The 12,582-nt window shown below is 73.9% G+C and carries 11 protein-coding genes; 5 read left to right on the top strand and 6 right to left on the bottom strand.

Annotated elements, in window-relative coordinates:
- Positions 1-44: 44 nt before the first annotated feature.
- Together RIF68_RS02975 and RIF68_RS02970 are read right to left on the bottom strand one after the other, a co-directional pair.
- Entirely contained in the window at positions 45-1,355 is a 1,311-nt protein-coding gene (locus RIF68_RS02975) for a maleylpyruvate isomerase N-terminal domain-containing protein (RefSeq protein WP_309049511.1), read from the bottom strand.
- Positions 1,352-1,933 carry a sigma-70 family RNA polymerase sigma factor gene (locus RIF68_RS02970; protein WP_309049510.1) on the bottom strand — a complete coding sequence of 194 codons (582 nt, stop codon included), beginning with the start codon at positions 1,931-1,933 and terminating at the stop codon, positions 1,352-1,354. Before RIF68_RS02970 ends, RIF68_RS02975 begins: the two co-directional genes overlap by 4 nt.
- Positions 1,934-2,111: 178 nt before the next feature.
- Between RIF68_RS02970 and RIF68_RS02965 the strand changes: the two genes are divergently transcribed.
- The 3 genes from RIF68_RS02965 (at position 2,112) to RIF68_RS02955 (ending at position 5,193) form a co-directional block, all read left to right on the top strand.
- Positions 2,112-2,564, top strand: coding sequence for an STAS domain-containing protein (locus tag RIF68_RS02965; protein ID WP_309049514.1), 453 nt, complete (start codon positions 2,112-2,114; stop codon positions 2,562-2,564).
- A 519-nt stretch (positions 2,565-3,083) separates the two neighbouring features.
- Positions 3,084-3,536 (top strand): ATP-binding protein, encoded by a 453-nt coding sequence (locus RIF68_RS02960; RefSeq protein WP_309049509.1) that lies wholly within the window; start codon positions 3,084-3,086, stop codon positions 3,534-3,536.
- A 439-nt stretch (positions 3,537-3,975) separates the two neighbouring features.
- On the top strand, positions 3,976-5,193 hold the full coding sequence (locus RIF68_RS02955; protein WP_309049508.1) for an MFS transporter: 1,218 nt from the start codon (positions 3,976-3,978) through the stop codon (positions 5,191-5,193).
- Here RIF68_RS02955 and RIF68_RS02950 read toward each other — a convergent pair.
- Positions 5,148-6,134, bottom strand: a complete 987-nt coding sequence (locus tag RIF68_RS02950) for a helix-turn-helix domain-containing protein (protein ID WP_309049507.1) — start codon at positions 6,132-6,134, stop codon at positions 5,148-5,150. The two genes, RIF68_RS02955 and RIF68_RS02950, sit on opposite strands and share 46 nt — an antisense overlap.
- Before the next feature lie 70 nt (positions 6,135-6,204).
- Here RIF68_RS02950 and RIF68_RS02945 point away from each other — a divergent pair, with 70 nt between their 5' ends.
- Complete coding sequence (locus RIF68_RS02945) at positions 6,205-7,530, top strand: MFS transporter (protein WP_309049513.1); 1,326 nt, start codon at positions 6,205-6,207, stop codon at positions 7,528-7,530.
- Between the two features lie 47 nt (positions 7,531-7,577).
- On the opposite strand, the gene RIF68_RS02940 is transcribed toward RIF68_RS02945, so the two are convergent.
- The 3 genes from RIF68_RS02940 to RIF68_RS02930 form a co-directional block, all read right to left on the bottom strand.
- Positions 7,578-8,552 carry an HTTM domain-containing protein gene (locus RIF68_RS02940; RefSeq protein ID WP_309049512.1) on the bottom strand — a complete coding sequence of 325 codons (975 nt, stop codon included), beginning with the start codon at positions 8,550-8,552 and terminating at the stop codon, positions 7,578-7,580.
- Between the two features lie 160 nt (positions 8,553-8,712).
- Positions 8,713-9,306: a DUF5819 family protein gene (locus RIF68_RS02935; RefSeq protein ID WP_309049506.1), complete on the bottom strand. Its 594-nt coding sequence runs from the start codon at positions 9,304-9,306 to the stop codon at positions 8,713-8,715.
- 261 nt (positions 9,307-9,567) lie between these two features.
- Entirely contained in the window at positions 9,568-10,710 is a 1,143-nt protein-coding gene (locus tag RIF68_RS02930; RefSeq protein ID WP_375165665.1) for an ice-binding family protein, read from the bottom strand.
- Positions 10,711-11,239: 529 nt separating this feature from the next.
- Between RIF68_RS02930 and RIF68_RS02925 the strand changes: the two genes are divergently transcribed.
- A complete protein-coding gene (locus tag RIF68_RS02925; protein ID WP_309049504.1) occupies positions 11,240-12,553 on the top strand; it encodes an MFS transporter in 1,314 nt (437 codons plus the stop codon).
- Positions 12,554-12,582: the final 29 nt, after the last annotated feature.

Raw genomic sequence — 12,582 nt, 5'->3', positions numbered from 1 at the left:
GCCCGCCCCGGGCCCCCCCACCGGCCCCCGGGGCCGGAGCTTCGCTACAGACGGCTGAGGGAGGCCGCGGCCGACAGGACGTCGCGGATCGCCTCGCGGTCGCCGTCCTGACCCGCCGCCGCTTCCTCCGGCGAGATGTGCCCGGCCACCAGCTGGCAGAACTCCACCCCGTCCATCGCGACCTGCGCCACCGCGTGGTCGGGCGAGCCGACCGCCGCCGGCGAGTCCAGGGCGATGTACCAGTGGCCGCCGCCCGCTCCCTCGACCTCCAGGTGCAGCGTCCGGCCCGGCGCGCCGGCCGCGACCAGGTGCCGGACCGGCCCCGCCCGGCCCGTGCGGCGCCGCTCGGCCAGGGCTCCCGGGAGCTGCCGGGCCGCCAGGTCGATCATCCCGTGGAGGTGGGCGCCGCTCGGCGGGTCGTACGGGTACGCCACCGCGTTCGCGATGTCGTCCGCGTGCACCCAGCACTCGAAGGCCCGCTCCAGGAGCGAGTCCCGCAGCGGCAGCGCGAAGTCCTTGTAGGTGACGGTCAGGTCGGCCACCCCGCGCCCCGCGAACGAGACCGTACGGATCAGGCTGTGGCTCTGGTCCCGCCACGGCGCGCGCAGGGCCCGGTTCGGCGGCCGGTCCAGGCTCGCCCAGAACTCCTCCGTCCGCTCCCGCGCCGACAGTTCCGGCACGGCGCCGCCGAGCGGGTCGGGCAGGCCGAGCGCCGCCGACACCAGGCCGTCCACCGCGAGGAGGTGGCCGATCAGCCCGGCGACGGTGGACTTCCGGCGCATCAGCCGGTCGTCCTCGTACCACTTGAGCCGTACGGGCGCGTGCCACTCCGCCTCGCCGATGTCCCGCAGCAGCGCGTCCAGGCGCGCGGTCTCCGCGTCGTACGGGGTCGCCCAGTCGGGGACGGGGATACGGGCCGGGCGGCGGCCCAGGCAGTTCTCCAGGACCCGGGAGCGCAGCAGCGGGTCGAGGTCCAGGTCGCGGTCCTCGTGGAGCAGCGCGACGGCGTCCCGCAGCCGCAGGGCCTCCTCGGCGCACGGAGCGCAGACGGTGAGGTGGTCCTCGACGGCCCGGGTCTCCCCGGCGGAGCACGCCGAAAGGGCCCAGGCCCCCAGGAGGGACTTGAGCACACCGTGGTCGAGCACGGGAACCTCCGGCTCGGGTTCGGGCTCGCGCCACCGTTCCGGCTCGGGCACCTGCCGCCGTTCCGGCTCGGGCCACGGCTCCGTCCCGCTGTCCGCGTCCCACGGCGGCACCGCTCCGCTCAGGTCGGCGTGGTCGTCGGCCGACCGGCGCGGGCCCGGTATCCAGGGGGCGCGTGCGACGTCCTCCTCGTCGCCGTTCGCCCCGCTCACCGGCCGGGTCCGTAACCGGGCGGCGCGCCGCCCTCCAGCGGCCGGGTGTTCGCGGTGGAGAGCAGCTGGAGGCCGAGCCGCAGGCGGCGGCGCGCCTCGTCCTCGGTCACCCCGAGGTCGGCCGCGGTCTGGCGGTAGTCCCGGCGCTGGAAGTAGGCCAGTTCGAGCGCGGCCCGCAGCGGTGTCGGCATGGAGGTCACGATGTAGTCGGCGCGGGCCGCGACGGAGGCCCGGCGCACCTTCTGCTCCAGCTCCTCGGCGGAGCCCTGCCCGGTCTCCGCGTACGCCGTGGCCTCGGCCTGCCGCAGCCGGTGCACGGCCTGCCGCTGGGTCAGCCGGGCGACCCACCCGCGCATGTTGCCCTGTTTCGGGTCGTAGGCGTCGGGGTTCTCCCAGATGTAGCCGAAGACCTCGCGGGTGACCTGGTCGGCGGCCGCGTCGTCGTCGAGGACCCGGTGGGCGAGGCTGTGGACGAGGGCGGCGAACCGGTCGTAGAGCTCGCCCAGCGCGGCGGCCTCCCCACGCGCGAGCCGCTGCTGCATCCTGCGGTCCCAGCGCAAGGGCGTGTCCTTCGGCATCCGAACCCTCCCACCTTCCCGAACTCCCGGCGACCAAAGTAATGCGAGGCGCCGACGGAGTGCGCCCGTTTGCCGCAAGTGCGCCCTTGACGCGGGTCGGGATGGTAAGGAACACGTCATACCCGGAATCATTGGTTTCGCTTTCTCCGCGGGGGGCAGGCGACCGGCCGTGACGACGATCGAGCTCGAGATCGACGAGAACGTCCACGGCTCCTGGACGGTGCTGCTCATCCGGGGCGAACTGGACCTGGTCACCTCCCCCCGGGTGCGGCGCCGCGTCCACGAGGTGGTCGCGCGGGGCCGGCACGACCTGGTGGTCGACCTCTCCGGCGTGCGCTTCTGCGACTCCAGCGGGGTGGGCGTGCTGATCGCCTCCCGCCGGCTGCTGCGCTCCTGCGGGGGCCGCCTGCGCCTGATCCTGCCGGAACCCGGCACCCCCGACGAGGCCTATCCGCACGTCGGCCGGGTGCTCGCCGCCCTGGGTGTGCGGCGCCTCTTCGAGGTGTACGGCGATGTGCCGGAGGCGCTCACGTCCGGGGACGCCGACGGGGCCGAGGCCGGGGGCGAGGACCTCCCCGGAGCCGGCCCGGCCGCCCCGGGGCGGCCGGCCGTTCCCCGGCCCCGTACGTGAACCCCTCCCGAGGGGACGGAGGAGGCGCGCCCCCCGTATCTGACGTTCCGTCATGGAGGCGCCCGGTGTGGGCGGCCGGCCGGTCCGCGGGGTCCGTGACGCGGGGTCGCGCGCGGTCGCACTGAGCGACCGGAAACGCACGGAAAGTCGATGCGGGGTTGTGTCCTTCGCGCGGGCCGTCACGGCCCGGAGTCGGCCTCCGGCTCCGGTACCCTCCGTGGGATGCGAGAGCACGCCGGCCCGGAACGCCGCGGAGTCGCCCCAGAGGTGACCCCGGGCCCGGGAACGTGCGCCGCTCGCGCCCCCAGGGGGCGCCCCGCGCGCTCCTGTTCGACTCCCCGCAGCGTGCGTCGCACAGTATGGACCATGCGTACTCCTTCGCGCTGGAATATGCCTGAAGCGCTTGTTGCGGTGACTGTACGTCAACCATGCTGTCTCGCAAGGGAATCACGTTCCGTAAGGGCGTCGATGGCTGTGAGGCGCGAGGCGATGTGTCCGCCGGTTCGGATGGTGTGAGCGGTGCAGGTGCTTCAGGTTCAGATGGAGGTCGGGCCCGACCCGGCCGAGGTGGGACGGGCCCGCAGGTGGGCCCGGGCACGGCTCGCGGGTTCGGGCATACGGGACGACGAGCCGCTGGCGGAGACGCTGGTGCTGCTCATCTCCGAGCTCGTGACCAACGCGGTCGTGCACACCGGCTGCCCGGCCGTGCTGCGGATGCTGTTCGCGGCGGGCGGCGGGGTACGGGTCGAGGTCGCCGACGCGAGCGACCGCCCGCCCCGGCCCCGGCGCGCGGAGGGCGACGACACCAACGGGCGCGGCCTGGAGCTGGTGGACGGCCTCGCGGACCGCTGGGGCTGGCAGCGCGAGGGGGCCGGCAAGAGCATCTGGTGCGAGGTCGACCGGGTGCCGCTGATGCCGGTCGTCCCGGTCTCCGTGGAGGGCGTGACGCCCCCCGGACGGGTGCGCTGTTGACGGTTCGTTCCGTTTTGCCCACCCTGGGGTGAGCGATTCGTTGCGAGGGGAGCCGAGGGCCGCGTGACGTGGGCCCTCGGCGTGTGCGGATCGCGGCGGGGTGGCGGCGGCCGTGCCGTGCTCGGGGCGCGCGCGAGCGCGCCGCCACCCGTGAACTCCCCTGCCGGCAAAGGCGGGAGGGCGGATGACGCTTCCCGGGAAACCCGTCACGCGGGCGACTCGCGGGCGTTCACCGTCACGGTGAAGCCGTCCCGGATTCGGCGCCGCCCCCGAGCGCGGGGGCCGTACCGCCGGTGCGGGCGGCGGCCTCCCCCGGGACCGGACCGGCACCCCGCCCGCCCTGTGCACAGGCTGTGGACAACTTTTCGGCTCCGGGCCCCGGGACGAGGCTGGATCATTCGCGGGCGCCGCCCGACCGCCCCCGGTACGGTCCTGTCCCATGCCGTATCGCGAGCTCGTCACCCGCCCGGTCCTCACCTGGTGCGCCGTCACCGTCACCGGCCGCCTCCCCGTCGCCATGGCGCCCCTCGCGTTCGTCTTCCTCGTCCGTGAGCGGCCCGGCGGCTACACCCTCGGGGCCGTGCTCGCCGCCGCGTACGTCCTCGGCGAGATCGTCGCCGCCCCCGTCCTCGGCATGCGGACGAAGGCCGAGCGGGCCCGGCCGCAGCTGGCCGCCGGACTCGCCGTCGGCGCCGCCGGCTTCGCCGGTCCCGCTCTCGCACCGGGCGCCCACCCCGTCGTCCTCGGCGCCTTCGCCTTCCTCGCCGGCGCCGGACCCGCCGCCGTACCCGGCGCCCTGCGCGCCCTGCTCACCGGCCTCGTCCCCGAACGGGCCGTCACCCAGGCCATGAGCGTGGAATCGATCCTCACCTTCGCGATCTGGGCCGCCGCCCCCGCGCTCGTGACCGGACTCGCCCTCGGAGCCGGCTCCGGCGTCCCCCTGCTCCTCCAGGCCGTCCTCATGGCCGTGGCCACCGCCGGACTGTGGCTGCTCCCGCCCGGCTGGGCCACCGGCCCGCAGGAACGGGGCGCCTCGGCACGCCGGGCCCTGCTGCGGGCCTGGCCGGTGTACGTCCTCGGCGCGGCCGGACTCAGCCTCCTGGCCCTCGCCGAACTCATCCTGCCCGCCCTCCTGGACCAGCGCGGGATCGGCATCGGCTGGGCAGGACCGCTGCTCGCCGGCTTCTCCCTCGGCTCGGCGGCCGGCGCCTTCGTCTACGGCCTGCGGAGCGGCTGGCCCGGCTCGCTGCCCGTGCAGTCCGTCGTCCTGGTCCTCGGCGTGACGGCCGGTGTCGCACTGCTCGCCGTCCTGCCCTGGACCGGCGCCCTCGCCGGCGTCCTGATCGCCGCCGGCCTGCTCCAGGCACCCGCCATGCTCACCCGCAACCTGGCCCTCCGGCAGATTCTGCCGCCGTCCGCGCTCGCCGCCGGCTACTCGGTGATGTACGCGGCGGTCGGCGCCGGTTACGCGGTCAGCGGCAGCCTCGCGGGCGCCCTGCTCAAGGTGGTCGCCCCCTCGACGGCGATCCTCTACGGGGTCGCCCTGACCGTCCTGCTCACCGCCGTCGGCGCGGCCGGGGAACGGCGGCTCGCCCGCCGGAGCCCCACCGCTCAGGAGCCGGCGGCCGGGGCGCCCGTACGGAAGGTGCGCCGGTAGGACGTCGGGGTCACCCCGATCGCGCTCATCAGGTGCACCCGCAGCGACTGGGCCGTGCCGAAACCGGCGTCCCGCGCCACCCGGTCGACCGGCAGGTCGGTCGTCTCCAGGAGGTGCCGGGCGCGCTCGACGCGCTGCTGGGTGAGCCACTGGCCCGGGCTGATGCCGACCTCGTCGCGGAAGCGGCGGGTGAACGTCCGTACGCTCATCGCCTCCCGCTCCGCCAGGTCGCGCAGCTGGATCGGCTCGTGGAGGTGGGCCAGGGCCCAGGCTCGCGCGGCGGTGGTGGTGTGGGTGCCGGACTCCGGGACGGGACGCGCGATGTACTGCGCCTGCCCGCCGTCCCGGTGCGGCGGCACCACGGTCCTGCGGGCGACCTCGTTGGCCACGGCCGCCCCGTGGTCACGGCGCACGATGTGCAGGCACAGGTCGAGCCCGGCGGCCACGCCCGCCGACGTGAGGACGTCCCCGTCGTCCACGAAGAGCACGTCGGCGTCGACGCGCACGCTCGGGAAGAGACGCTGGAAGTGCTCGGCCGAGGCCCAGTGGGTGGTGGCCGGGCGGCCGTCCAGGTAACCGGCGGCGGCGAGCACGTACCCGCCGGTGCAGATCGCGACGAGCCGCGTCCCCGGCCGGATGTGCGCGAGCGCGGCGGCCAGTTCGGGGGTGAGCCGGCCCTCCTCGTAGACCGGGCCGAGTTCGTACGAGGCGGGCACGACGACCGTGTCGGCGGCGGCGAGGGCCTCGGGGCCGTGCTCCACGTGCACGGCGAAATCGGCGTCGGTCTGCACCGGCCCCGCGACCGGCGCGCAGGTCACGATCTCGTACAGCGGCCGTCCCGCCGTGTCCTTGGCGCGGCCGAAGATGCGGTGCGGGATGCCCAGCTCGAAGGGGAGAAGCCCGGGCAGGGCGAGGACGGCGACGCGGTGCGGCGGCTGCACGGGCGGGGTGCTCCCTCCGGTGGGACGGTTAATTCACTGGTGGTCCAGACCATTGGCCTGGTACGAGTACGTGTCCGTGACGGACAACACGTACAAGTCTGAGGCCACCGAGCCGATTCCCCACCGCCCGGCCACCACCGCGGCCCCCGCTCCGGCGGGAGCGGACGCCGTCGGCGGGCCCCTCCTCCCACCCCCCGTCCTTCCGCCGCCCCACCTGTGGAACCGGGACTTCCGTCTCTTCTTCGCCGCCCGGGCCGTCGCCGTCTTCGGCGAGGGCATGGTCCCGGTCGCCTTCGCCGCCGGACTCCTCGGCGCCGGCCACCCCGGCTCCTCCGTCGGTTACGCCCTCGGCCTGTGGACCGCCGCCTTCGCCGTCCTCGTCCTCTTCGGCGGTGTCCTCGCCGACCGGTTCACCGCCCGGCGCATGATGATCCTCGCCGACGTGCTGCGCCTGCCCGGAGCCGCCGTCCTCGCCGTCACCTTCGCCCTCGGCAGCCCGCCCCTCTGGGCCGTCTACGTCCTCTCCGCCCTCAGCGGAGTCGGCGCCGCCCTCTTCCAGCCCGGCGTCGCCTCCACCGTCCCCCGCATCGCCCCCGACGTGCAGCGCGCCAACGCCGTCCTGCGGGTCGTCGAGGCGCTGACCACCATGGCGGGCCCGGCCGCCGCCGGACTCCTCGTCGCCCTGTGGAGCGCGGGCGCCGCCTTCGCCGTCTACGGGGCGACCTTCGCCGTCAGCGCCCTCTGCCTCGCCCTCATGCGGATACCGGCCCTCCCCTCGGACTCCGCCGCACGCGGGTCCCTGGGCGCCGAACTCGTCGGCGGCTGGCGTGAGTTCCGCTCCCGGAGCTGGCTGTGGGGCGTCATCTCCATCTGGACCGTGTACGGGCTGACCGTCGCCGGGCCCATGGTGCCGCTGACCGCCAACCTGGTCACCGAGGACCACGGCGCCGCCGCGTACGGCGCGCTGATGGCCGTGAACGGCGCGGGCAGCGCCGTGGGCGGCCTGCTCGCGCTGCGGCTGCGCCCCCGCCGCCCCCTCGCCTCCGGCGCCGTGGCCCTCGCCGGTCTCCCCGTGAACCTGGTCCTGCTCGGCGCGGGCGCTCCCGTCGTCCTCCTCGGCGCCGGCCAGTTCATCGCCGGTGCCGCCTTCGCGTACTGGCTGGTGATGTGGTCCACGGCCGTCCAGACGCACGTCCCGCAGGAGGCCCTCAACCGCATGCACGCCTACGACGTGGCCGGTTCGCTCCTCATGATGGGGGTGGGCCGGACCCTCTCGGGCCCGGTCGCGGCGGCGGTCGGCACGGAGCGGGTGCTGCTCGCCGGGGCGGGCATCGCGGTCCTCGTGGTCGCCGCGCTCCTGCTCGTACGGCCGATCAGGACACTGCCGCGCGTGTAGGGGGCGGGGCCGCGGTCACCGCGCGGGAGATCGCCGGACACGGGTCCTCAGCGGCGACCGGGGACGGCGGAAGGGGGGTTTCCCTGCTTCGGCACGGCGCCGCTCCGCACGGGTGACGCCTCCCGCGGGGCTCCCGTCCGCCGGACCGCCCGTCGGCACCGGTCCGCCAGCGCGGTGTAGAAGCGGTCCGGCAGGAAGACGGCATCGGCGATGATCATGGCTCCGGAGAAGAGGGGCAGTCCCATGAGGACGGCGATGCCCACGTGCATTCCGAGCAGCATGACCAGCACCGGGTACTTGAGCCTGCCGAACAGCACGAAGGGGAAGGCGACCTGGAGGAGCACGGTCATGTAGCCGGCCACCGCCGTCGCCACCGTCTGTCCGTCCAGCCAGTGCGACAGCGCGGGCCACGGCTGGAAGAGTTCCAGGTTCAGTACGTAGTGCAGCGCGGTGCCGGCCCCCCACGTGCCGCCCTGCACCTTGTACAGACCGGCGGCGCCGTAGAGGAAGCAGACCTGGAGCGCGATCACGAGAAGCCCGCAGTTGTGGACGGTCGTGACCAGTGTGGCCCGCACCGAGCGGTGCGGCGGCGCGGGCTCGGGCCGCCACCTTCCCGGCGCGCTCCGCTCGGACCTGCGGCGGAGCCGCCGGGCGTCCAGGGACCAACGGCGTCCGGACGCGGTGAGCACGAGATAGAGCGCCATGAGGAGAACGAGGTTGTCGCCGCCGTCCGTCATGAAGATCGCACGCGCGTGGAACGAGGCGACCACCACGGCGAACAGCACGGACGTCGCGCGGGTCCGCCAGCCCAGCGCGAACAGCGCGCAGACGACGAGCGCCGCCGCGTAACAGCATTCGAAATAGACGCGGCTGTCCGACAGCGTGAGCACGCTCGCCCAGCCCGTCTGGTCGAACAGCTGCCGCGCCAGCGCCGGCGTCCACGGCGAACCGGGCCCCCAGATCTGGTCGCGGTGCGGGAACTCGCGCAGGAGGAAGACCAGGTAGAGCAGACCGTAGCCCATGCGCAGGACCGAGACCGCGTAGAGCGACAGGGGGCGTTCGGTCAACAGCGTCCAGGCCGTGCGCCCGGCACCGGACACCCGGGTGAGGACCCGTCCGGACGTGAGGGCGGACGGGAACCGCCGGCCCGGATCGTGCGGGGCCGCCGGGCGCGGGGTCGGGTCACTTTCCTTCGGATGCATCGGAGCCCACCTTCCACCAGGGGAGAAGCCGAGTCTGGGCAGGGGCGGGACGGCGGTCGTCGCCCGCCGCGCCGGGAGCGGCCACGGGCACGGTGACGACTCGGAGCTGGATGTTCTCGAACGGCTTGCCGTTCAGATCCGCCATCCGCGCGGCCGCGATGTTGCGCAGATATCGCTGCATCATCACGGCCCGTTCGGAGCGCGGAACGTCGTCGCCGCCGAGGACTTCGACGTAGGACGTCCAGGACCTGCGCAACATGTTCTGCGAGGTGTGGCTCGGGAAGGCGCTGTGCTCGATCGCGGACACGTCCGTCGAGGTCAGGTCGGTCCAGGGGCCGACCTGGACGGAGCCGTCCCGGGCCGTGTGCGCGGTCCGCGCGGAGATCGTGCGGTTCACCGAGTCCGGGTCCGGGGCGAACAGCCGCCAGTTCTGCTCGAAGAGCGGATACACCCAGGCGTTCACCTGACGGGCGTAGCGCTGGGAGATGACGTTGGCGGGTGCCACGTGCAGGAAGACCAGGACGGCATGCACCAGGACCGTGAGCACGCAGAGTGCCACGGCGGTGTTCAGCAACCGTCCGCCCCACCGCCCGCCTCGGGGCGGTCCGGGTGGTCCGAGCGGTTCCGACGGCCCGGCTCCCTCCCCGTGCCGGGTGTCCACGGCCAGTACCCGGCCGGTGGACCGCTCGTGCTCACGCGCGTACTCAACTGCCTCTTCGTCCAGCACCGCTCTGCCCTGTTCTTCCTGTCCTGTGGCTCCTGGCAGCGCGCGGCGGGCACGGTGGGGTGCTCCGCCGCGCGCTGTCCGTCGACGGCACGGGTGCCGCGCCGGGGATCAGCTTGCGTGGCCGCTGTGCTCCTGGGGCTTGTCGCCGTAACCGCCGTGGTCCGGCTCGTCGCCGTAACCGCCGTGGTCCCCGTGGCCCGGGCTGCCGCCGTGGCCGCCGCCGGTCATCCCGCCCTTGCTGCCGCCGGTGGTGTGGCCGCCGTGGCCGCCGCCGATCACCCCGCCCTTGCTGCCGCCGGTGGTGTTGCCACCGACGGCGCCGCCGGTGGTGCCGCCGGTGGTGCCACCGGTCACGACTCCGCCGAGCACGCCGCCGAGGACCGCGCCGGTGCCGCCGGTGGTGCCACCGGTCACGACCCCACCGAGCACGCCACCCAGCACGGCGCCCGTGGTACCCGTGGTGGTTCCGGTGGTGGTGCCGGTGGTGGTGCCGGTGGTGGTTCCCGTGGTGGTGCCGGTGGTGGTTCCGGTCGTGGTGCCGGAGGTGGTCCCGCCGCTGCACGTGGCCCGCGTGATGCGGTTGGTGTCCAGGGTGACCGAGCCGGTACGTGCCAGCGCCCGGCCGTCGATGCTCGCGCGGGTGGTGGCGGTGATCGAAATCTGCGCCAGGATGTTCCCCACGAACGTCGTGTCGGTGCCGAGCGTGGCCGAACTGCCGATCTGCCAGTACACGTTGCACGCCTGGCCACCGTTGATGAGAGCAACGCGGCTGCTGGACGCCGTGGTCAGTTCCGAACCGACCTGGAAGATCCAGACCGCGTTGGGGTCGCCCTGGGCGTCGAGCGTGAGGGTGCCGGTCAGGCCCAGGGAGGAGGAAGCGGTGTAGACACCCGGTACGAGCGTCAGCCCTCCGGCGTCCGGCGGAAGCGCACCGTTGCTGGCCTGGCCGGCGGCGTCGCCGAACGCAGCCGTGAGATCCGTCTGGGCCTGCTGCGCGACGGCGTCCGCGGAGTGGAAGGTGCCGTTCACAATTCCCGGCGGGAATCCGCTGATGGCCGTTCCCGGGCTGACGCCGACATCCCCGGTGATCACGGAGGGACCGGTGTTGGTGACCGACTGGCCGGCCAGGACGGCGAAACTGTCCGCGGTCCCCAGCGGCACGGGTGTGGCGGCGAACGCCTGGGACGGGGTGACGGCCACCACCGCGGCGGCGACCGTCGTGGCGAGAGCCGACACGAGCCAGGAGGACACGGGGTGCCGTCGTGCATGTTTGAGCTTCATCAAGAACCGGTTTTCTGTGCGAAACCTCGACCCCGGGACCCGTGACGGATTCCCGGAAGCCCTCGTCGTGGGTTGCACCTTACGAACAGAAAGGACAAAAGGTGCAGTGCGGCAGGCCGGGAGTCGAGATGTTTCAGAAATAGCAATTCAAGACGATAGGAATGGGTGCCCGCATTTTTCGATCTTCGAAATGCATGATAGCGTCCAGTGAAAGGTTTCTTCGCAATACGGAAACGATTCTTCGGACGAGAATTCTCTGCTCCACGTAATCGAATTCCCGCGTATGCGTCAGGTGTTCCCGTGCGGCCGGACTCCGCTCCCCGTCCGTCGCCGACGGTGAGCCGCCCCGGGGCCGCCGCCGAACGGGGGACGTGGGCGGGCGCGCCCGCGGCCGGCACGGCGGCCCGCGGCCGGTGGACGGGTCGGTGACCCGATCCGTTTGAAAGCTGTCATTCGGGCCAATGGCGGGCCGGCGGGGCGGGACGGGAAGCTCGGTCGCATGGCCCAGACAACCGAGACCCCCGCCCGCACGCCCGGCACCCCGCCCCCCGGCCTCCGTACCCCCCGCGTCCACCCCGCCTGGTTCGTCGCGGCGGTCACCTTCGTCACGATCATCGGCGCGGCGGCCTTCGCGTCCCTGCCGGGCCTGCTGATCGAACCGCTCCACCAGGAATTCCGGTGGTCACGCGGCACGATCGGCTTCGCCGTCTCGGTGAACCTCGCCCTCTACGGACTGACCGCTCCCTTCGCCGCCGCCCTCATGGACCGCTTCGGCATCCGCCGGGTCGTCGCCGTCGCCCTCACGGTCATCGCGGTCGGCTCCCTCCTCACCGTGTGGATGACCGACGCCTGGCAGCTCGTCCTCTACTGGGGCGTCCTCGTCGGCCTCGGCAGCGGCTCGATGGCCCTCGCCTTCGCCGCCACCGTGACCAACCGCTGGTTCGTCGCCCGCCGGGGCCTCGTCACCGGCATCCTCACCGCCGCCGGCGCCTCCGGCCAGCTCGTCTTCCTGCCCCTGCTCTCCTGGCTGGTCGAGGACCACGGCTGGCGCCCCGCGTCCGTCACCGTCGCCCTCTCCGCGCTCGCCGTCGTCCCCTTCGTCTGGCTGCTGCTGCGCGACCACCCGGCGGACGTCCGCCTCACCCCGTACGGCGGGGAGTACGTGCCCAGGCCCGCCCCCGCCCGCGGCGCCGCCCGCCGCGCCGTCACCGTCCTCCTCAAGGCCGCCCGCACCGGCCCGTTCTGGCTGCTCGCCGGGTCCTTCGCGATCTGCGGTGCCACCACCAACGGCCTCGTCCGCACCCACTTCGCGCCCGCCGCCCACGACCACGGCATGCCGCTCACGGCCGCGGCCGGACTCCTCGCCGTGATCGGCGTCTTCGACGTCGTCGGCACGATCGCCTCCGGCTGGTTCACCGACCGCTTCTCCACCCGGCGGCTCCTCGCCGTCTACTACGCGCTGCGCGGCGTCTCGCTCCTCTTCCTGCCGATGCTCCTCGCGCCCGCCGTCCACCCTCCGATGATCTTCTTCATCGTCTTCTACGGTCTCGACTGGGTGGCCACGGTCCCGCCGACCATCGCCCTCTGCCGCGAGCAGTACGGGGACGACTCGGCGATCGTCTTCGGCTGGGTCCTCGCCTCGCACCAGGTCGGCGCGGCCGTCGTCGCCTTCGCGGGCGGCGTCGCCCGCGACGTCTTCGGCACCTACGACCCCGTCTGGTACGCCTCGGGCGCCCTGTGCGCCGCCGCCGCCCTGATGGCCCTCGTCATCCGCCGCCCCCGCGCGGACGCCCCCGCCCTGGCGGGCGCCTGAGAAACCCGGAGAAGCCCGGGACGTCCGGC

The sequence above is a fragment of the Streptomyces sp. genome (assembly GCF_031178505.1).
Lineage (GTDB): Bacteria > Actinomycetota > Actinomycetes > Streptomycetales > Streptomycetaceae > Streptomyces > Streptomyces gulbargensis.
This window is presented reverse-complemented; position numbering and strand designations above follow the sequence as displayed.

What these genes read in the sequence shown, in the direction of transcription:
- RIF68_RS02970 (WP_309049510.1), bottom strand. Translation starts at nt 1,933, where the DNA reads ATGCCGAAGGACACGCCCTTGCGCTGGGACCGCAGGATGCAGCAGCGG.
- RIF68_RS02955 (WP_309049508.1), top strand. Translation starts at nt 3,976, where the DNA reads ATGCCGTATCGCGAGCTCGTCACCCGCCCGGTCCTCACCTGGTGCGCC.
- RIF68_RS02940 (WP_309049512.1), bottom strand. Translation starts at nt 8,552, where the DNA reads ATGGGCTACGGTCTGCTCTACCTGGTCTTCCTCCTGCGCGAGTTCCCG.
- RIF68_RS02925 (WP_309049504.1), top strand. Translation starts at nt 11,240, where the DNA reads ATGGCCCAGACAACCGAGACCCCCGCCCGCACGCCCGGCACCCCGCCC.